Consider the following 19,806-nt stretch of genomic DNA (forward strand, 5'->3'; position numbering starts at 1 on the left):
AACAACGATAGATCTTATTCAAAACCGCTTGCTAGATTTGACACATGAGATTGATGTCAATCAAGTTTTCATTTTCCAAGCGGGCTCTTGTTAAGTTCCTGCAGCATATGAGACAAAATAGTTTTTTGCTTTGGATCTGAGGCCTCATGCATGGCATCCTCCAAAACGGCTCTGATATCTTCCGCTTCCACCAACTCCATGTCCCAGTTGGGAAAAAGCCTTTCACGAAACTCATCTTCTTTTGTGAGCAGCACAACATTAGAGTGGCGAGGATCTGCAGAAATAATTTTGAATAAACTGGTCACGTTGTCTCTGGGACCTTCCAGCCATTGGAAGAAGATGCCACTGCCAAAAACCAATAACCCGGTAATACCAAATCTGGGGTTATGGTGTTTAGCGGTAACAATTATTTTTTCGAGCGCCTGTTTATCCATGTGCAGAGCAGCTTGGCTGCAGTACACAATGTGATGGATAGATTGCGATGGTTGGCCTTCGTCATTTTGCATGACACGAGTATGCCTCAGCGAAACAAATTTAGGTATTGAACGGTGTATGGTCTGTGTTGTGCAAGGTAAATTCAATGGCGATCATAGTTCTCGACGCTGAGCTTCGCTCAATGAGCCTGATGATCATCAAACTTTGCTTGTTTATGTAGGATCAGCCCTCATGTCGCACTTCAGTTTTGAATCCGCCGTGTTCAAAATCTGGGGAAAGTTTGGGGACAGTGCGGTCCAAAATGGCAACAAAAAAGCCCGACAATTTCTCATCGGGCTTTTTGCAAGTCCTTGATTTAAAGGATATTTTGGCGGAGTGGACGGGACTCGAACCCGCGACCCCCGGCGTGACAGGCCGGTATTCTAACCAACTGAACTACCACTCCTGGTAGCTGTAACTTTTGCCAGACTGCTTGTGCAAACTGACCAAGTGCTACAAAACTTGGCGACCCTACGGGGATTCGAACCCCGGTACTCACCGTGAAAGGGTGATGTCCTAGGCCTCTAGACGATAGGGTCATAACCTGGACTGATTCTTTCGAATCGTGTTCTTGCGAACGTTCTCAACACTTTGGTGGAGGTAAGCGGGATCGAACCGCTGACCTCTTGCATGCCATGCAAGCGCTCTCCCAGCTGAGCTATACCCCCTTTGGTAAAACGTTACGCATTGCTGCTTGGTCGTTATGCCTAAATGGTGTCGAGACTCGAATTATAGACAGAAATTCAGACGTTTTTCAAGCGCTGTAGAATTTTTTCACGGAGACTCAGGGCCAGCACTGCGTCCAGCGATGGTGTCTGAGCAGTGCCCATCACCAACACTCGAACCGGCATGGCCAAGTGCGGCATTTTGAGGCCAGTTTCAGCCAATGTTTCCTTGATCATGGCCGCAATCGATGCCTTGTCCCATGTACATGCCACCAACTTGTCAGCCAACAAGGCCAGAGCCGGTTTGACGGCATCGGTCACATGCAAAGTCTTTTCCTGAGCATTGGGCACCACGTCCAAATAGAAGACTGAAATCCATTGCGCCAAAACCACCAGCGTGTCGCAACGGTCTTTGAACAAACCGCAGATGCTGGTCAAGCGCTCGTCGGCCACCACCGACAATTTGGCCAAGAAAGGCTGAACGTGCCGGGCCAGCTCGGCGTCGTCCATGGCCTTGAGGTGCTGAGCATTGACCCACTTGAGTTTGGCTTCGTCGAACTGCGCAGCGCTGCGGCCCAAGTGATCAAGGCTGAACCACGCCAAAAACTGTTCGCGGCTGAAGATTTCGTCATCGCCGTGGCTCCAGCCCAAGCGTGCGAGATAGTTGACCATGGCATCGGGCAAATAGCCTTCGTATCGGTAGGCCGTGACGGCCTTGGCACCGTTGCGCTTGCTCATCTTTTCGCCCAGCTCGTTCAGCACCGTAGGCAGATGGGCGTAAACCGGGGGCTGTTTACCCAGGGCGTGAAAGATGTTGATCTGACGTGGGGTGTTGTTGACATGGTCATCGCCACGAATCACATGCGTGATCTGCATATCGATGTCGTCCACGACCACACAAAAGTTGTAGGTCGGTGTGCCATCGGGGCGCGCGATCACCAAGTCGTCGAGTTCGTCGTTGCTGATTTCAATGCGACCTTTGACTTTGTCGTCCCAAGCTACCAGGCCGCCAACCGGGTTCAAGAATCGCAAAACAGGCTTGACGCCCTCAGGCACGGCGGGCAAGACCTTGCCCGGTGCTGGGCGCCAGGTCCCGTCGTAACGGGGTTTTTCCTTGTTGGCCATTTGGCGCTCACGTAGCGCGTCCAAAGCTTCCATGCTCATGTAGCAGGGGTAAACATGGCCTGCGGCAATCAGTTCGGCCAAGACCGCCTTGTAGCGGTCCATGCGTTGCATTTGATAGAACGGGCCTTCGTCGTGGTTGAGTTCAAGCCAAGCCATGCCTTCAATGATGACGTCCACAGACGCTTGCGTGGAGCGGTCCAGGTCGGTGTCTTCGATGCGCAAAATAAAGTCGCCGCCTGTGGCGCGGGCAAAGGCCCAAGGGTACAAAGCCGAGCGAATGTTGCCCAGGTGAATGAAGCCAGTGGGCGATGGAGCAAAGCGAGTGCGGGTACGTGCAGGCGCACTTGAAAGGGTGTTGGTCATATCAAAGGGTGTCGAGACCACGGGACAGGTCTTTCTGAATGTCTTGTGGGTACTCCAAACCAACTGCCACGCGGATCAGGCCTTGGCCAATGCCTGCGGCTTGGCGCTGCGCTTCGGTGAGACGCCCGTGCGAGGTGCTGGCGGGGTGCGCCACCAAAGTTTTGGTGTCACCCAAGTTGGTGGACAGCGACAGCATTTGCATCTGGTCCAAGACGTGAAAGGCCCTTTGCCGTGCTTGTTCTGGGCTATTGGCCTTCACGTCGAAAGACAGCACCGCACCCCCCAAGCCCGACATCTGGCGCATGGCCAAGTCGTGCTGCGGGTGGCTGGCCAAACCGGGGTAAAGAACGCGGGCCACCGCCGGGTGCTTTTCGAGCCATTCGGCCAAGGTTTGCGCACGGGCTGATTGGGCTCGCATGCGCAGGTCCAGAGTCTCAAGGCCCTTGAGCACCACCCACGCATTGAAAGGTGCCAGTGTCATGCCGCCGCTTTTGAGCACGGGCAAAAACTTCTCGGTGATCATCTGCTGCGGGGCGCACAGCGCGCCAGCCATCACGCGGCCTTGTCCGTCCAAATACTTGGTACCCGAGTGCGTGATGATGTCAGCGCCCATCTGTGCGGGTCGTTGCAAAGCGGGCGTGGCAAAGCAGTTGTCCAGCGCAAACAAAGCGCCTGCGTTGTGCGCCAAATCGGCCAGCGCTTGGATGTCACACACCTCGGTCAGCGGGTTGGTGGGGGTTTCGGCAAACAACAAGCGCGTGCTGGGACGGACGGCCGCTTGCCACTCTTTCAAGTCAGTTTGCGAGACAAAGCTGGACTCCACGCCAAACTTGGCGAGGTCCGAGCCAATCAGCTTGATGGTCGAGCCGAACATGGAGCGCGAGCACACCACATGGTCGCCCGCCTTCAAGAGGCCCATGCACATCATCAAAATGGCGGACATGCCCGAGGATGTTCCCATGGCGGCTTCTGTTCCCTCCAAGGCCGCCAAGCGGATTTCCATGCTGGTGACCGTGGGGTTGCCGTAGCGGCCATAGGTGTAGCCTTCTTCATCGCCTGCGAAACGGCGGGCGGCAGATTCGGCTGTGGGCTGCACGTAACCGCTGGTCAGGTAAAGCGCCTCGGAGTTTTCGCCGTACTGGCTGCGCTCAACCGCTGCACGAACGGCCAGGGTTTCGATGTGCAGATCGTCAAATCGGAAGGGTTCAATCATGTTGCTGTCTCACTCGCTGGCGTTGGGCAAAGCCAAACGCGAATTGTCGTCATCGCCCTCTTCGGCTTGAGGGCGGGTTTGGTTCAAACGGCTGATGTCGTCGGCAGAAATATCGCCCGTTACGTACACCCCATCAAAGCAAGACGCGTCGAAATCAGACAGCGCGCCCGCTGCGTTGACACGCGCTTGGGCCACGGCCGATTTCATGGCATCCACGTCTTGGTAAATCAGGGCGTCACAGCCAATGATTTGGCGAATTTCTTCGATGCTGCGGCCGTGCGCCACCAGCTCTTGGCTGGTCGGCATGTCGATGCCGTACACGTTGGGGTAGCGCACTGGAGGCGCTGCACTGGCCATGTAGACCTTGCGGGCACCGGCGTCCCGTGCCATCTGCACGATCTCGCGGCTGGTGGTGCCACGCACAATGGAATCATCCACCAGCAGCACATTGCGGCCCTTGAACTCGCTCACGATGGTGTTGAGTTTTTGACGCACCGACTTTTTGCGCACCGCTTGGCCCGGCATGATGAACGTGCGGCCCACGTAGCGGTTTTTGACAAACCCCTCGCGGTAAGGAATTCCCAACAAATGGGCCAATTGCGTGGCGCTGGGGCGGCTGGACTCGGGGATCGGGATCACCACATCAATATCGCTCGGCGGCAGAGTAGAAATGACGCGCTTGGCCAGCGTCTCGCCCAAGTTCAAGCGGGCTTGGTAAACCGAAATGCCGTCCATGGTGGAGTCGGGGCGCGCCAAATAAACGTATTCAAAAATGCATGGGCTCAATTGCGTTTTTTCGGCGCAAGGCTGGGTGTGCATTTGGCCATCCAGGTCGATAAAAATAGCTTCACCTGGGGCCACATCGCGCTCAAACTGGTGCCCCGTGCCATCCAGCGCCACCGACTCGCTGGCCAACATGATAGAACCGTCTTCGCCACGACCCATGCACAAGGGGCGGATGCCGTGCGGATCGCGAAAAGCCACCAGACCGTGGCCCGCGATCAAGGCGATCACCGCGTAAGAGCCTTTGACACGGCGGTTCACGCCGCGCACAGCCTCAAATACATCAATGGGTTTGAGCGGCAAACCGCGCGTGGTCTTCTCCAGCTCGTGGGCCAACACGTTGAGCAGGACTTCGGAGTCGCTGTCGGTGTTGATGTGGCGGTGGTCATTGGAAAACAACTCGGCCTTGAGCGCGTGCGCATTGGTCAGGTTGCCGTTGTGCACCAGCACCAGGCCAAACGGGGCATTCACATAAAAAGGTTGTGCTTCTTCTTCGCTGAAGGCGTTGCCTGCTGTGGGGTAGCGCACCTGCCCCAAACCACAGTTGCCAGGCAAGCTGCGCATGTTGCGCGTGCGGAACACGTCGCGCACCATGCCCTTGGCCTTGTGCATGAAAAACTTGCGGTCCAGCTGCGTGACGATGCCCGCCGCGTCTTGACCCCGGTGCTGCAAAAGCAACAAGGCGTCATAAATCAACTGATTGACCGGAGCGCTGCTGACAACGCCGACAATTCCACACATACTTTCAATCCGTTCAAAAAATCGATGCGCCCAGAAATGTTCAAGGCAAATAATCTACCAGCGCCTGCGGCAGCAAAGGCTTGAGGCCCTTGAGCGTGAGGTCCAACCAGGCCGGGCCCACAGCACCCCGCCACCCATCTTCTTTCGACAAACCCAGCAGCTGCACGACCACGGTCAAGGCCAACAACAGCACCACGCCGCGCGCCAAACCAAAAATACCGCCGAGCGCTCGGTCTATCGGGCGCAAACCCACGGTTTCCACCAGTTTTTTAACCAACCAGGACACCAATCCGGCCGCAAACAAGGCTGCGACAAACACCAAGGCAAACGCCATCGCGTACTGCAACTGCGCCGCGGCTTCTTTGAGAAAAGGCAAAAAGGCCACGGCATCTGCGGCTAACCACTGCGCCAGGATGAAGGCAGCCAGCCAACCTGCCAGGGACAACACCTCGTAAACCAGGCCGCGCCACAAACCCACCAACATGGAGGCCAGCAGCATCGCCAACAAAATCCAGTCGGTCAGGGCTATGGCCATCTCAAATCCTCAAGACGGCCGCGGGCAACTCGAGTTTGCGAACCTTGGCAGCCGCTTTTTCAGCCTCGTCTCGGCTACTGAATGGCCCCAACCGAACCCGAGTAGTGGTTTTCCCATCTTTGCCATCCACAACCTGGGTGAAAGTGCTCAACCCCGTCTGCTCCAACTTGCGGCGCACTTCGCGAACCTTGGCCTGGTCACTGAAGGCGCCCACCTGAACCACATGCCGTTCGCCTCCACCTTCAGGGGGGTTGCCATCCAGCAACGCCCGAGCTTTGTTGCCATCGTCTTTGGGCCTGGCCGCGGGCTCTGAGTTGTCGGTTTTGGTGGGTACGGATTTGACTTCGGCCTTGGCCTCAGGCGGCTTGGGCGAAACCTCAACCGGTTGGGATAAAGGCTCTTTAGCTCGCTTGGGCTCATCCACACGCGTGGGCTTGGCGGTTTGAACCACTTCTTCTTTCGCATCCAACCCCTCTTGCACTGGCAAAGGTTTGGCATCGGGCAACAAGGGTTTGGCAGGATGGGTGTCAGCAGGCGGGGTCTGAGTGACTTTCAATGGGGCAGTGGTGGGACGATCCGGAATCAGTATCGGTGTGTCCACCGCCACAGGACGAGGCTGCGTGTCGAACATCAATGGGAAGCCAACCACGGCGAGCAGAACCAAGACCACGGCACCGATCAGGCGATGGCGGGCGCGTCGACGCACCAACTCGACGCTCTCGCCCGATCCGGAAGCGACCGTTTCGGCCGGGGCTGGAGATGAGGCCGCTTGACCCGGAAAACGAAACTTGAAAAACGCCATGGCAGGTGCTCAGGGGCTGAGGTGTTTGGCTTGCAGACGCGGAATGCCGTCTTTCAAAACACCGCCCACGGTATAGAAAGAGCCAAAGATGACGATTCTATCAGCCGGGTCTGCCCCCTCGATGGCCGCATGCAAGGCCTGCATGGGGTCGACATGCACGCTGGAAACAGCATCTTTGCGGGTGTTTTGTGCCTGCCAAGCGTGCTGCAAATCGACCGCTTTGGCGGCGCGGAGCAAGGGCAAATCTGTGAAATACCATTTGTCCACCATCGGGCTAACCTTTTGAAGCATGGGCAACAGGTCCTTGTCGGCCATGGCCCCAAATACCGCGTGGGTGGTGGGATAAAAGCCCATGGCGTCCAAGTTAGCCGCCAGTGCGGCCACCGAGTGAGGGTTGTGTGCCACATCCAGCACCAAAACCGGTTGCCCTGGAACGATCTGGAAGCGCCCGGGCAACTCCACCATGGCCAGTCCATTTCGCACTGCCTGGGCGGTGATGGGGATGCGCTGGCGCAAGGCTTCCAGCGCGGCCAGCACGCCCGAGGCGTTGATCAGTTGGTTGGCCCCGCGCAGGGCCGGGTAGGCCATGCCGCTGTAGCGGCGATCGCGCCCCGCCCAGGCCCACTGCTGCTTGTCGCCCGAAAAATTGAAATCTCTGCCAAATAGCCAAAGTTCAGCCCCGATGGCCGCAGCGTGATCGATCACGCTTTGCGGTGGCACCGGGTCGCTCACAATCACCGGCCGCCCGGCACGCATAATGCCCGCCTTCTCAAAACCGATGCGCTCGCGGTCGTTGCCCAAAATGGCCATGTGGTCGAGATCGATGCTGGTGATCACTGCGCAGTCGGCGTCGATGATGTTGACCGCATCCAGCCGCCCGCCCAAGCCGACTTCCAAAATGGCCACGTCCAGATGGGCTTGGGCCATCAAGTGCAGGATGGCCAGCGTACTGAACTCGAAATAGGTCAAACTGACATCGCCGCGCACGGCCTCAACAGCGGCAAACGCTTGGGCAAACGCCTCGGCCGATGCAGACTCTCCGTGCAAACGGCAGCGCTCTTCAAAATGAACCAAATGCGGCGAGGTGTAAACGCCAGTGCGGTAGCCCGCTTGCAACAGTACAGCTTCGAGCATGGCGCAGGTCGAGCCCTTGCCGTTGGTGCCTGCCACGGTGATCACCGGGCAGTCAAAACGCAGTGCCATGCGGTCGGCCACGTTTTTCACGCGGTCCAGCCCCATGTCTATCGCCACCGGGTGCAGTTGCTCGCACCAGTCGAGCCATTCCTGTAGAGTCTTCATAGGCGCCGATTGTCGCGCAGTCTTGTCACTTTTCACCTCGTCAAAGCCCCATGGACCTCATTGTTTACGGCATTCCCAATTGCGACACCGTCAAAAAAGCCCGCACCTGGCTGGCCGATCACGGTTTGAACGCGGTCTTTCACGATTTCAAAAAACAAGGCGTGCCCGAGGCGCAGCTGGACAACTGGCTGACCGATGTGGGCTGGGAAACCCTGCTCAACCGCAAAGGCACGACCTGGCGCAAGCTGGACGTCGCCTTGCAAACGGGTGTGACGGACAGTGCCAGCGCCAAACAAGTCATGCTGGCGCACGCCAGCACCCTCAAACGGCCGGTCATTGCCTGGCCCTCGGGGCGGGTCACAGTGGGATTCACGCCAGACCAATGGCCTGCCTGAGAAAAAACAGGCATCGCTGATGGACTGCATCGGCGCACGGCGCTGACTGCAGACAAAGCTGCGTGCTTGCCGACTCCCATGAAAAGCGCAAGAACTTTACCTGCCAGCCATACAGGAACGCAACACCAGCGCTAAACTCATCCTCATTGATTCCACGGAGAACCCGATCATGAAAACCCTGATGACCGCTCTTTTACTCGCTGTAACGGGTTTAACGCAGGCCCAAGAAGTCGGACAAGTGATCTCCCGCACCGCGGTGTACCAACAAGTCGCCGTGCCACGCCAAACCTGCACGCAAACCCCCGTAGCTGTGCAAAACCCCACATCCGGCGCAGGAGCCTTGATGGGCGCCATCGCCGGCGCTGCGATCGGCCACCAAATCGGGGGCGGTTCAGGCCGTGCTGTGGCCACCATGGCCGGTGTCATGGGCGGCGCCATCTTGGGCGACCGGATCGAGAATCCGGGCAGTCAGATGCAAAACCAAACCACGTGCACCACCCAGACCGCTTACGAAAACCGTTTGAGCGGGTACAACGTGGTGTATGAATACGCTGGCAAGCAATACAACGTACAACTGCCCCAAGATCCGGGCCCGACCATCCTGTTGCAAGTCACCCCCATTGGGATTCCCCAGACTGCGGCGCCCGCAGACACTGTGGTGACCACGAGCACCGCAATGGCTCCCCTCATCACCGAATCCCACGTGGTGTATTTGCCCACGCCGGTTTACCGCAATTACCCACCGGTTTACTCCAACATCCAATTGGGTTGGGGTTGGAGCCATGGCCACGTTCACAACCGCCGCCATGGCCACGGCCAGTGGCGCTAAAAGTTCCTGATCGCCGCTCACCATCGATCCCCGATCAGATCGGCCGTCTGGCCTAAAATGCCGGGTTGACTGGCCACCAAGGGCGTCAAAAGACGCCCTTTTCCATTGACGCGGGATGAACCCGCCCCTTTGAAGCATCACCCATGACCACCCAAACCATCGACGGCGTCTCCGTTAACACCCAAGCCAATGTTTACTTTGACGGCAAATGCGTCAGCCACGGCCTGACCCTGGCCGACGGCACCAAGCTGTCGGTGGGCGTGATCTTGCCCGCCACCTTGACCTTCAACACCGGCGCACCTGAAATCATGGAATGCGTGGGTGGCTCTTGCGAATACAAGCTCGACGGCAGCACCCAGTGGGTCAAGTCCAGCGCAGGCGAAGAGTTCAGCATCCCCGGCAACTCCAAGTTCGAGATCCGTGTGACCGAGGCCTACCACTACATCTGCCATTTTGGTTAAAGCGATTGATCGAGACACCATGAGCACCATCCTGCAAAACCTGCCCAAAGGGCAAAAAGTCGGCATCGCTTTCTCTGGCGGCCTGGACACGTCTGCTGCCCTGCTTTGGATGAAGCAAAAGGGCGCCCTGCCCTACGCCTACACCGCCAACTTGGGCCAGCCTGACGAAGCCGACTACAACGAAATTCCCCGCAAAGCGATGGAATACGGCGCAGAAAAAGCCCGCCTGGTCGACTGCCGCACTCAGCTGGCACACGAAGGCATTGCCGCCATCCAGAGCGGTGCGTTCCACATCTCCACTGGCGGCATCACCTACTTCAACACCACGCCTTTGGGACGCGCCGTCACCGGCACCATGCTGGTGGCCGCCATGAAGCAAGACGACGTCAACATCTGGGGCGATGGTTCCACCTTCAAGGGCAACGACATCGAGCGTTTTTACCGCTACGGATTGCTCACCAACCCGAGCCTCAAGATCTACAAGCCCTGGCTGGACCAGCTGTTCATCGACGAACTCGGTGGCCGCGCCGAAATGAGCGCCTTCATGACCGCCAACGGCTTTGGCTACAAGATGAGCGCCGAAAAGGCCTACTCCACCGACAGCAACATGCTGGGCGCGACCCACGAAGCCAAAGACCTGGAAAGCCTGCAAAGCGGCATGAAGATCGTCAACCCCATCATGGGTGTGGCGTTCTGGAAGCCCGAAGTCGAGGTCAAGGCCGAAGAAGTGAGCGTGCGCTTTGAAGAAGGCATGCCCGTGGCCCTGAACGGCGTGGAATACGCCGACCCGGTCGAGTTGTTCCTCAAAGCCAACGAAATCGGCGGCCGCCATGGTCTGGGCATGAGCGACCAGATCGAAAACCGCATCATCGAAGCCAAGAGCCGCGGCATCTATGAAGCCCCCGGCATGGCCATGCTGCACATCGCCTACGAGCGTTTGGTCACCGGCATCCACAACGAAGACACCATCGAGCAGTACCGCATCAACGGCCTGCGCTTGGGCCGCTTGTTGTACCAAGGCCGCTGGTTTGATCCACAGTCCATCATGCTGCGCGAAACCGCCCAGCGCTGGGTGGCACGAGCAGTGACCGGCACCGTAACGCTGGAACTGCGCCGTGGCAACGACTATTCGATCCTAAACACCGACAGCCCCAACCTGACCTACGCGCCAGAGCGTTTGAGCATGGAAAAAGTAGAAGACGCGCCGTTCAGCCCGCTCGACCGCATCGGCCAGCTGACCATGCGCAACCTCGACATCACCGACACCCGCGCCAAACTGGGCATCTACGCACACACCGGTTTGTTGTCGGTGGGCGAAGGCCCGCACATCTACAAGCTTGAGGGCAGCGGCAAGAAGTGACTTTTTTGAAGCTTCAATGAGAAACGGCCTTCGGGCCGTTTTTTGTTGTCTACTTCGTAGAGCACGTGGTTTTGGCGGGGCCAAGAAAACCCCGAATAAAGCGCCCTGATAAAGTCAACGAGCTTGAAAGTTTCAATTGTTCAGGGCTAAGATTCAATATTCAGGAGAGACCCCATGAAAAAAATCCACATCTTTTTGTGCTGTTTGATCGCACTCGCCTCGATCCCGACATTCGCTCAGACCTTTCCCAACAAGCCGATCCGACTGATCGTGGGATACGCCGCAGGGGGAGGCGCCGATGCGCTGGCTCGTCTGACTGCCACGCAATTGACTGAATCATTGGGGCAGCAGGTATTTGTTGAAAATCGGGCAGGTGCTGGAGGAACACTGGCTGCGGACGCCGTCGCCAAGGCGCCCGCCGATGGTTATACGCTGCTTTTTGGTGAGACGGGTCTGTTGATTGCACCGTCCATTTACGCATCCGTGCCCTTCGATCCCATTAAAAGTTTTGCCCCCGTGGGTTCGGTCGGCGTCACCCCATTGGTGGTGGTCGCTCATCCGTCTTTGCCTGCCAAAAATACGAATGAACTTGTCGCCTTGCTCAAGGCCAATCCAGGCAAATACAGTTATGCATCCCCAGGTGTGGGTACCGTCCATCACCTGGCCATGGAGCTTTTCAAAAAGCAAGGCAATTTTGACTTCGTACATGTCCCCTACAAAGGCGCAGCGCCCATCCTTCCCGATTTGATCGGCGGCCAAATTCCGCTGGCCATCATGTCTGCACCCCCAGCTTTGGTACAAGCCAAGGCTGGCAAGCTCAAAGCCATTGCACTCACCAGCCCCGTCAAGCTCATCAGTGCACCGGAATGGCCGGCTTTGGCAGATACTTTTCCTGGATTTGATGCATCCCCACGTCTATTTGTTCTGGCTCCGGCAGGCACACCACCTGCCATCATTTCCCGACTCGATAACGCCATCAAGTTGATGTTGGCCAAATCGAGCGTTCAAGAGTCGCTCATTGCCCAGGGGGCCACGGTGGTCCCCGGCAGTGCAGAGGAACTTGGCGTCTTCATGGCCAACGAAGTCAAAAAATGGCATGGGATCGCGCGAAGTTCTGGCGCAACGGTTCAGTGACAACAGTCACTTTCAGTCCGCTGCGCTCAATCTGAAGCATGGGCACTCGGCCATTCTGGCCTTGATGCATTTTTGCGCCAGCCATCGAGATTGCGTTATCTCAAATCACCACCGGCTCAGGCTCCAGCCGAATCCCAAAGCGCTCGTACACGCTGGTCTGAATGGCCTTGGCCAGCGTCATCACCTCGCCCCCGGTGCAAGGGTTCTCGCGTCCGCCGCGGTTGACCAGCACCAGCGCCTGCTTTTCGTAGACCCCGGCATGGCCTACGGACTTGCCTTTCCAACCGCAAGCGTCAATCAGCCAGCCCGCCGCCAGCTTGATGCTGCCGTCGGGCATGGGGTAGTGCACCACTTTCGGGTCGCGGGCGATGATGTCGGCGCATTGCTCGGGGGTCACCGTTGGATTCTTGAAGAAGCTGCCCGCGTTGCCGATCACCGCCGGGTCGGGCAGTTTGGCTCGGCGGATCGCCACGATCCAATCAAATATCTGCCGCGCATCAGGGGTATGGATGCCGGTCTCATGCATCTTGCGCTCCAGGTCCAGGTAACCCAGCTCGGGTTTCCAGCGCTTGGGCAGCGCAAAGCGCACCCGCAGGATGACCGCCCTGCCCGCCAGGCCCAAGCCATCCGGACCGTCAGAGCCGACTGATGCGTGTTTGAACACCGAGTCGCGGTAGCTGAAGCCACATTGCGCCGCATTCAGACTGAACAGTTCGCCGGTAAACAGGTCCATGGCGTCCAGAGACTCAAAGCGGTCTTGCAGCTCCACACCATACGCACCGATGTTTTGCACGGGCGATGCACCCACCGTGCCGGGGATCAGCGCCAGGTTTTCCAGGCCGGGGTAGCCGTTGTCCAGAGTCCACGCGACCAAGGCGTGCCAGTCCACACCTGCGCCAGCCTCAACCACCCAGTGTTTGTCTGTCTCAGCCGCTAAACATATGCCCGGCACCTCGATTTTGAGCACCAGCGCCTTGACGTCACCGGTGAGCACAATGTTGCTGCCGCCGCCCAAGACTTGGCGGGGCAAAGTGGCCAAAGCGGGGTCGGCCAGTACGTCCAGCAGGTCGGTTTCGGAGCGCACGCGCACCAAGGCCAGCGCCTTGGCGGCAATGCCAAAGGTGTTGTACGGCTGCAAAGGGACGCTTTTCTCCAAGTTCATGGGAGAATTGTCTCATTCTCAACCTCGGACTTTTACCGCCATGCCCTCGTTTGATACCGTTTGCGAACCCAACATGGCCGAAGTGCGCAACGCTGTTGACACTTCTGCCAAAGAAATCGGCACCCGCTTTGACTTCAAAGGCACATCGGCCAAGATCGAGCTCAAAGACAAAGAGATCACGATGTTCGGTGATGCCGAATTTCAACTCACGCAGGTCGAAGACATCTTGCGCAACAAGCTGACCAAACGCAATGTGGACGTGCGCTTTCTGGACATTGGCAAGGTCGAGAAAATCGGCGGCGACAAGGTCAAACAAGTGATCAAGGTGAAAAACGGCATCGAGACCGAAGATGCCAAGAAGATCACCAAGTTGATCAAGGAAAGCAAGATCAAGGTTCAGGCGTCCATCCAGGGCGATGCGGTGCGTGTGACCGGTGCCAAACGTGACGACTTGCAAGAAGCCATGGCGCTGTTGCGCAAGGACATGACGGAGTTGCCGCTGTCCTTCGACAACTTCAGGGATTAAAGCGCGCTGAATTCAGGCCTTGGGTGTGGGCTGATCCAGGAAACCCTCTGAACGCAAAGTGACCACCAAGGTGTCACGCCACCCGCCCGGTTGCTCGGGCTGAATGGGGGTGGTTTCGTGGATCACACGGGTATCGTCCAGCAGCAACACGGACCAAGGTTCACTCAAGGTGAAGCGCTGACCGCGCGGGCTGTCCATATCAAACACCCGCGTCTCGCCGCCTTTGATGCCATGGCGACCCACCAAAAACACCGCCACCCAGTTCACGCCATCGCGGTGCGCGCCCTCGGGTGTGGGGCGGCCAATGCCGTCGGTGGTGTCGATGCGGAACTGGTGCGCCTCGGTGAACCAAGTCTGATTGCCCTGCGCGGCTGAGGCCACACGGCCCAGCCAGCACAACAATTTTTGCCAAGCCGCTTGTTGCAACACCTCGGGCGACATCGGCTCAAACCAACGCTGCATGCCGCCGTGCAAGGCGTTGTAAGACAAGGGCTGCCAATGGGCACGGTGCGGCATGGCTTGGGCCAGATCGCCTGTGACCTCAAAGCTGGCATGACGCCTGCGGCGGTAACGACCCCCGTCTTTCAGGTATTGGTCAGGCGGCAAGTCGTGCCAACTGGGTTCCAGCGCTTGCAAGGCGTCAAGCGAGACACCCGCCAAGGCGCAAGCACTGGCAGACCCCAAGACCGCAAACCCTTGGTCTGCCAAGGTGGCGTTCAGCAGGTCGGGCGATGTCAGAGGAGGTTGCAGCATTTGTTGAGGCATGAGCAGTTCAGATTCAAGCGTAACGCTGGCTGGCCAGCTTGGCCCCTTCGGCCAGGGCCTTGAGCTTGGCCTCGGCCACGGCGCGGCTCATGGGTGCCAGGCCGCAGTTGGTGCAAGCGATCAGGCGGTGCTTGGGCACAAACTGCAAGGCACGGCCAATGGTGTCAGCAATTTCTTCGGGCGTCTCGATGGCCGGATTGGCCACATCGATCACGCCGACCATCACGTCTTTGCCTTCGAGCAGCTTCATCATTTCCATCGGCACATGCGAGTGCATGCACTCCAGGCTGACTTGCTGGATGCTGCTCTTGGCCAAAGCCGGGAATACCTTTTCATACTGGCGCCATTCGTCGCCCAGCGTCTTTTTCCAGTTGTTGTTGGCTTCGATGCCGTAGCCGTAGCAAATGTGGACCGCCGTCGTGCAGGTCAGGCCCCGCGCAGCAATCTCAAGCGCCTTCACCCCCCAGTCGGCGGCGTCGTCCATGTAGACGTTGAACGCAGGTTCGTCAAACTGGATGATGTCCACGCCATCGGCTTGCAGCGCCAGCGCTTCTTGGTTGAGCAACTCGGCAAAGGCCATGGCCATCATGACCTTGTCGCCGTAAAAACGGTCGGCCACGGTGTCCACAATCGTCATGGGGCCAGGCAAGGTGAATTTGAGTTTCTTTTTCGTGTGGGCGCGGGCCAGCTGGGCTTCGAAGGCGTGCACGCGGCCCTTCAGGCGCAGCGGCGCAACGACCTGAGGCACCTGCGCGTCGTAACGGTTGTTGCGGATGCCCATGGTCACTTTGTTGACGAAGTCGATGCCTTCGACCTGCTCGACAAAGCCATGCACAAAGTGCTGGCGGGCTTGTTCACCGTCACCGATCACGTCCAGGCCTGCGTCTTCTTGCGCCTTGATCCACAGCAGCGTGGCATCAGCCTTGGCTTGCTGCAACTCAGGGCCCTGGGTGGTCCACTGGGGCCAGAGTTTTTCGGTTTCGGCAAGCCAGGCGGGTTTGGGCAAGCTGCCAGCGATCGCAGTGGTGAACATGTCAAAAATCCTGAGGTTTTAAAAAATCAAAGCGTGGAGTTTGCCGCAAGCGCAAATTCTTGGGCGAGCAATTCGTAAGAGCGCATTTGCGCTGCAGGGTCATGTGTCCAGGTGATAACCACCAACTCGTCCACTTCGAGACGGGCCGCCAATTGGCGCAGCTTGCGGCCCACGGTGCCGGCCGAGCCGATCAAGGCCGACTCGCGCAAGCGTTCCAGCGCAAACTGCTCGGCCGGACTGTAGTCACGCGCCGCTTCTTCGGGTGGCAACAGCGCACCGATGCGTCCCAGGTTGCGGTCCATCTTCCAGCGGGCACGGCTTTCAAACAGGCGCAGTGCCTCTTCGTCGGTATCGGCCGCCAAGGCCCAAACACACAGGGCGGCGGATGGCCTTTGCAGGCCCGCACTGGGCCGGAAAGTCTCGCGGTAAATCTGCAGGGCTTCATCTGCACCTTGCCCATCGGTAATGAAGTAAGCAAACGCATAGGGTAGCCCCAAGTGCGCCGCCAACTGAGCGCCGTAATCCGAGCTGCCCAGCATCCAGACATCGGGCGAGGTCTCCGACTGCGGGTAGGCGTAGACGTTGTGTCCCGGGTGGCCTGGCGGCAGGTTGTGGCCGCTCACCCAGGCTTGCAGCTCCATCACCTGCTGCGGAAAGCGCTCGGAGGCGTTGCGATCGGGATTGAGCAACTGGGCGGTGCGCCCATCACTGCCCGGCGCGCGGCCCACGCCCAGATCAATGCGGCCCGGGGCCAAAGCATCGAGCACGCGAAACTGCTCAGCCACCTTGAGGGCCGCGTAATGCGGCAGCATCACGCCCGCGCTGCCCAAGCGAATGCGCCGGGTGCGGGCGGCAATGGCCGCCATCAGCACTTCAGGGGCGCTGCCCACGATGCTGGGGTGGCTGTGGTGCTCGCTCACCCAAAAGCGGTGGTAGCCCAAGGCTTCGGCCTTTTCGGCCAACGCCAGGGTCTGGCGAATGGTGGCGTCTTGCCCGCGCCCTTCGGCGGCGGCAGACTGGTCAAGGACGGAAAGTTTCAAGCTCATGTGGTTTTGGTTTCGGGGGCCAAAGCGGCCATTTCGGCCTCTTGCAGTGCCCGCCACATGACTTTGCCGCTGCCGCTCTTGGGCAAGGCGTCGACAAAAGTCACAGCGCGGGGCATTTTGTAAACCGCCATGTTCTCACGGCACCAGTCGATGATGTCCTGCTCGCTGACTTTGCCCTTGTGGTCTTGCCGCAAAACCACCACCGCCTTGACCGACTCCCCCCGATACGCGTCACGCGTTCCGATGATGCAAGCCTCCTGAATGGCCGGGTGGCGAAACATCAGCGCCTCGACCTCTGCAGGCCAGACCTTGAAGCCGCTGGCGTTGATCATGCGCTTCAGACGATCCGTCATGAAGAAATAGCCCTCTTCATCGACTCTGCCCATGTCGCCCGAACGGAAAAACCGGAACCCGTCGCGATCAAAGAAAGCGGCCGCCGTGGCTTCGGGCCGCTTCCAGTAGCCCTTGAACACCTGTGGGCCACTGATCACGATCTCGCCCGACTCGCCAGGTGGCAATTCGGCCAGGGTTTCGGGGTCCACGATTCGCGACTCCACGCTCATGAAAGGAATGCCCAGGCACTGCTTTTTGGGTGCATCGGGTGGGTTGGTGTGCGAAGGCGCGGCCGTTTCGGTCAGGCCATAACCCTCCACATAACGCAGCCCGAACTGTTCCAGCAAACGTTGCGCCACCGCCTCCGGCATGGCCGCGCCGCCGCCGCCAATGTAGACCAGACTGCTCAGGTCATAGCGGTCCATGTGCGGACTGCCCAGCAAGTCGATCACCATGGTGGGGATATTGGTCCAGTGCGTCACGCTCCACTTGGATATCAAATGCCCTGCCACATCGCGGTCCCAGCGCGGCATCAGCACCAGGCTGGCCCCGAGCAAAATGCTGGTGTGCATGACGCTGACCATGCCGGTGATGTGGAACATTGGCACCACACACAAGGTCACGTTTTCATGCGTGCCATTGCCCCACAAGGCACTGGACATGGCGTTGTGCATGATGGAGCCATGCGTGTGCATGCAGCCCTTGGGCAAGCCGGTGGTGCCGCTGGTGTAGGGCAAGATGGCCAAGTCATCCGTCTTGGCCTGAGGGGGCGGCAGGTCAACCGCAGGGGCTGCCATCAAGTTCGCCCACGCATGCACTTGACCATTCGCCAGTTTGGGCAAAGCCCGTACCGTCAGCAACCACGGCCGCCAGGCCTCAGGCATGTCTTCGGGGCCGACGGAATCGGGAGCAAACACATCGGTGAATTGCGTCACCACCAAATGCTTCAAACGCTCATCGGGCGACAAAGCCGCACTGGCCTGGGCCAAATCAGGGGCCAGATCGGCCGTGGTGACGGCCACTTTCGTGTCAGGGTCGGTGATGTAGTGCTTGAGCTCTTCAGCCCGATTCATCGGGTTCACCGGCACCACCACCGCGTCGATGCGCAAAACGGCAAAGTGCGTGATCACAAGCTGGGGGCAGTTTTGCATGTCCAGCACCACCCGGTCACCTGCCTGAACGTCCAAGGTCTTGAGCTGCCCCGCCAGTTGCTCAGCACTGGCCATCAACTCTCGGTAAGTCCAGACCCTGCCCATGAAGACCAGTGCGGGTTTTTCAGGGTATCGCAGGGCACTGATGGCCAAGTTCATCCACAAGGATGTGGCGGGCGCGGTGATCTTGGCGGGCAGGCGGGCAGGCCAGACAGCAGCGTGTGCGGGCATCTCAGGGTCTCCTGTAGTTCGTCGTCATGTTAAGGGGCCACCCCACCTGGAAAGGCTTTGAGTTTGTCGCGCACGGGACCGAAACTCGATACGAAGTCATCGGCTTTCCTGGATTTTTCCGATAAATGTGTTTCGAGATGTTTCAATAAAGGTAAATAAGCATTCTTTTTTTAACCATTTGGCATTTTTATCACTAAAATAAAGTCATGCAAACACATCCAACACCCGACACACCCGAAGATTACTGTGGCACCACCTACGCAGCCAAATTGCTGGGCTTGTCGGTGGGCACCATCCAGACTTTGGTGGAAAAAAACGAACTCCAGGCCTGGAAGACACAAGGCGGTCACCGCCGCATCTCCATGCCCTCGATCCGCGATTACCAAAAAAAGCACAACATGCTGATGAGTCCAGGCGAAAGCCGTGAGTACAGTCTGCGGGTTTTGCTGGTCGAAGACGATCCCGTCACCCGAGACATGGTGCGCGACTTCTGCAACCGCTGCGAAATGCCCGTCGATTGCACGGCCATGTCCTCCGGACTGGAGGCTCTGATTGACATGGCCAGCATCCAACCCGATGTGTTGATTGCCGACCTGAACATGCCCGGGGTGGATGGGTTTGAGCTGCTGCGCACCCTCAAACACTCAGCCCAATTTCAACGCATGACTTGTTTGGTGATCTCGGCCTTGTCACAAGAAGAAATTGCGGCCCGCGGCGGCTTGCCAGAGGGCACGATCTTCATGGCCAAGCCTGTTAATTTGCAGTGGTTCAACGGTTTCTTCACTGCATTGATCGCTGGTCGTAAGCTCGAACACCAGACGGCTTGATCGCTTGATCAAGCCGTTTTATCAATACATTTTGTTTCATATTTAAGATAAATCCTCTTCGCAAAACCACTGCGCTTTCCCACAATGGACCTCACTGCAGATTTTTGCAGTCACACCAAGGAGCGCAGACATGTTGAAGAAAATTACAGGTTTATTGCTGGCTTTCGGCTTCGCGGGCCTGACATGGGCCCAGCAGATTGATTTGAACAAGGCCACCGAGGTCGAGCTCGACGCCCTCAAGGGCGTAGGGCCAGTCCTGACCAAGGCGGTGATGGACGAGCGCAAAAAAAACCCGTTCAAAAATTGGGAAGATGCCACCAGCCGGGTCAAAGGCTTAGGCCCCCAAAAGGCCAGCAGCTTGTCCGAGCAAGGTGTGCGGGTGCAAGGCAGTGCTTACAACGTCAAAGTGGCTGAGACAAAGCCCGTCGCCAGCAAAGACGCAAGCGCGGATAAAGCTGCGGCCAAAGCCGCCAAACCGGCAGATGCCAACGCCAAACCCACGCCCGCCAAAAACTGAAAAACAATGCTGTCACACCCGGCCTGCCGACTCGAT

Annotated in this window: 20 protein-coding genes and 3 tRNA genes; 8 read left to right on the forward strand and 15 right to left on the reverse strand. The window is 58.2% G+C overall.

Annotated features, from left to right (window positions below; genetic code table 11):
• Window positions 1–68: 68 nt before the first annotated feature.
• From B9Z49_RS03000 to folC, 10 genes are all read right to left on the reverse strand, one after another.
• Entirely contained in the window at window positions 69–506 is a 438-nt protein-coding gene (locus B9Z49_RS03000) for a BLUF domain-containing protein (RefSeq protein ID WP_108351946.1), read from the reverse strand.
• 297 nt (window positions 507–803) lie between these two features.
• Window positions 804–880 (reverse strand) — tRNA-Asp (locus tag B9Z49_RS03005).
• 57 nt (window positions 881–937) lie between these two features.
• Window positions 938–1,013 (reverse strand) — tRNA-Glu (locus tag B9Z49_RS03010).
• Between the two features lie 53 nt (window positions 1,014–1,066).
• Window positions 1,067–1,142, reverse strand: a tRNA-Ala gene (locus B9Z49_RS03015).
• Between the two features lie 75 nt (window positions 1,143–1,217).
• Complete coding sequence (gene gltX / locus B9Z49_RS03020; protein WP_108351947.1) at window positions 1,218–2,627, reverse strand: glutamate--tRNA ligase; 1,410 nt, start codon at window positions 2,625–2,627, stop codon at window positions 1,218–1,220.
• A gap of 1 nt (window position 2,628) precedes the next feature.
• Window positions 2,629–3,840, reverse strand: a complete 1,212-nt coding sequence (locus B9Z49_RS03025) for an O-succinylhomoserine sulfhydrylase (RefSeq protein WP_108351948.1) — start codon at window positions 3,838–3,840, stop codon at window positions 2,629–2,631.
• A gap of 9 nt (window positions 3,841–3,849) precedes the next feature.
• A complete protein-coding gene (gene purF, locus B9Z49_RS03030; RefSeq protein ID WP_108351949.1) occupies window positions 3,850–5,364 on the reverse strand; it encodes an amidophosphoribosyltransferase in 1,515 nt (504 codons plus the stop codon).
• Window positions 5,365–5,404: 40 nt separating this feature from the next.
• Window positions 5,405–5,893: a CvpA family protein gene (locus B9Z49_RS03035; RefSeq protein ID WP_108352005.1), complete on the reverse strand. Its 489-nt coding sequence runs from the start codon at window positions 5,891–5,893 to the stop codon at window positions 5,405–5,407.
• 7 nt (window positions 5,894–5,900) lie between these two features.
• Window positions 5,901–6,701 carry an SPOR domain-containing protein gene (locus B9Z49_RS03040; protein ID WP_108351950.1) on the reverse strand — a complete coding sequence of 267 codons (801 nt, stop codon included), beginning with the start codon at window positions 6,699–6,701 and terminating at the stop codon, window positions 5,901–5,903.
• 9 nt (window positions 6,702–6,710) lie between these two features.
• Window positions 6,711–8,000, reverse strand: coding sequence for a bifunctional tetrahydrofolate synthase/dihydrofolate synthase (gene folC, locus B9Z49_RS03045; RefSeq protein ID WP_108351951.1), 1,290 nt, complete (start codon window positions 7,998–8,000; stop codon window positions 6,711–6,713).
• A 50-nt stretch (window positions 8,001–8,050) separates the two neighbouring features.
• On the opposite strand from folC, the gene B9Z49_RS03050 reads away from it, so the two are divergent.
• From B9Z49_RS03050 to B9Z49_RS03070, 5 genes are all read left to right on the forward strand, one after another.
• Window positions 8,051–8,395: an arsenate reductase gene (locus B9Z49_RS03050; protein ID WP_108351952.1), complete on the forward strand. Its 345-nt coding sequence runs from the start codon at window positions 8,051–8,053 to the stop codon at window positions 8,393–8,395.
• Between the two features lie 169 nt (window positions 8,396–8,564).
• On the forward strand, window positions 8,565–9,224 hold the full coding sequence (locus B9Z49_RS03055; RefSeq protein WP_108351953.1) for a glycine zipper 2TM domain-containing protein: 660 nt from the start codon (window positions 8,565–8,567) through the stop codon (window positions 9,222–9,224).
• Between the two features lie 143 nt (window positions 9,225–9,367).
• The gene (locus tag B9Z49_RS03060) at window positions 9,368–9,685 is read left to right on the forward strand and encodes a pyrimidine/purine nucleoside phosphorylase (protein WP_108351954.1); all 318 of its coding nucleotides are present in this window, start codon (window positions 9,368–9,370) and stop codon (window positions 9,683–9,685) included.
• Window positions 9,686–9,704: 19 nt separating this feature from the next.
• On the forward strand, window positions 9,705–11,045 hold the full coding sequence (argG, locus tag B9Z49_RS03065; protein WP_108351955.1) for an argininosuccinate synthase: 1,341 nt from the start codon (window positions 9,705–9,707) through the stop codon (window positions 11,043–11,045).
• Between the two features lie 174 nt (window positions 11,046–11,219).
• The gene (locus B9Z49_RS03070) at window positions 11,220–12,179 is read left to right on the forward strand and encodes a tripartite tricarboxylate transporter substrate-binding protein (protein ID WP_108351956.1); all 960 of its coding nucleotides are present in this window, start codon (window positions 11,220–11,222) and stop codon (window positions 12,177–12,179) included.
• A gap of 100 nt (window positions 12,180–12,279) precedes the next feature.
• On the opposite strand, the gene murB is transcribed toward B9Z49_RS03070, so the two are convergent.
• A complete protein-coding gene (gene murB / locus B9Z49_RS03075) occupies window positions 12,280–13,341 on the reverse strand; it encodes a UDP-N-acetylmuramate dehydrogenase (RefSeq protein ID WP_108351957.1) in 1,062 nt (353 codons plus the stop codon).
• A 40-nt stretch (window positions 13,342–13,381) separates the two neighbouring features.
• Here murB and B9Z49_RS03080 point away from each other — a divergent pair, with 40 nt between their 5' ends.
• The gene (locus B9Z49_RS03080) at window positions 13,382–13,867 is read left to right on the forward strand and encodes a YajQ family cyclic di-GMP-binding protein (protein ID WP_108351958.1); all 486 of its coding nucleotides are present in this window, start codon (window positions 13,382–13,384) and stop codon (window positions 13,865–13,867) included.
• Between the two features lie 12 nt (window positions 13,868–13,879).
• Here the strand turns inward: B9Z49_RS03080 and B9Z49_RS03085 are convergent, their stop codons facing one another.
• From B9Z49_RS03085 to B9Z49_RS03100, 4 genes are read right to left on the reverse strand one after another with little or no spacing between them, the layout of a single operon-like run.
• A complete protein-coding gene (locus tag B9Z49_RS03085) occupies window positions 13,880–14,632 on the reverse strand; it encodes a 2OG-Fe dioxygenase family protein (protein WP_108351959.1) in 753 nt (250 codons plus the stop codon).
• A 13-nt stretch (window positions 14,633–14,645) separates the two neighbouring features.
• Window positions 14,646–15,665, reverse strand: coding sequence for a methionine synthase (locus B9Z49_RS03090; RefSeq protein ID WP_108351960.1), 1,020 nt, complete (start codon window positions 15,663–15,665; stop codon window positions 14,646–14,648).
• A 26-nt stretch (window positions 15,666–15,691) separates the two neighbouring features.
• Entirely contained in the window at window positions 15,692–16,711 is a 1,020-nt protein-coding gene (locus tag B9Z49_RS03095) for an LLM class flavin-dependent oxidoreductase (protein WP_199224967.1), read from the reverse strand.
• On the reverse strand, window positions 16,708–18,426 hold the full coding sequence (locus tag B9Z49_RS03100) for a long-chain fatty acid--CoA ligase (protein ID WP_108351961.1): 1,719 nt from the start codon (window positions 18,424–18,426) through the stop codon (window positions 16,708–16,710). The genes B9Z49_RS03095 and B9Z49_RS03100 overlap by 4 nt, the downstream gene beginning before the upstream one ends.
• Window positions 18,427–18,632: 206 nt before the next feature.
• On the opposite strand from B9Z49_RS03100, the gene B9Z49_RS03105 reads away from it, so the two are divergent.
• Together B9Z49_RS03105 and B9Z49_RS03110 are read left to right on the forward strand one after the other, a co-directional pair.
• The gene (locus B9Z49_RS03105; protein ID WP_108351962.1) at window positions 18,633–19,253 is read left to right on the forward strand and encodes a response regulator; all 621 of its coding nucleotides are present in this window, start codon (window positions 18,633–18,635) and stop codon (window positions 19,251–19,253) included.
• Between the two features lie 130 nt (window positions 19,254–19,383).
• Entirely contained in the window at window positions 19,384–19,770 is a 387-nt protein-coding gene (locus B9Z49_RS03110; RefSeq protein WP_108351963.1) for a DUF655 domain-containing protein, read from the forward strand.
• Window positions 19,771–19,806 lie beyond the last annotated feature (36 nt).

The organism is Limnohabitans sp. 2KL-51, assembly GCF_003063645.1.
Classification (GTDB): Bacteria; Pseudomonadota; Gammaproteobacteria; order Burkholderiales; family Burkholderiaceae_C; genus Limnohabitans_A.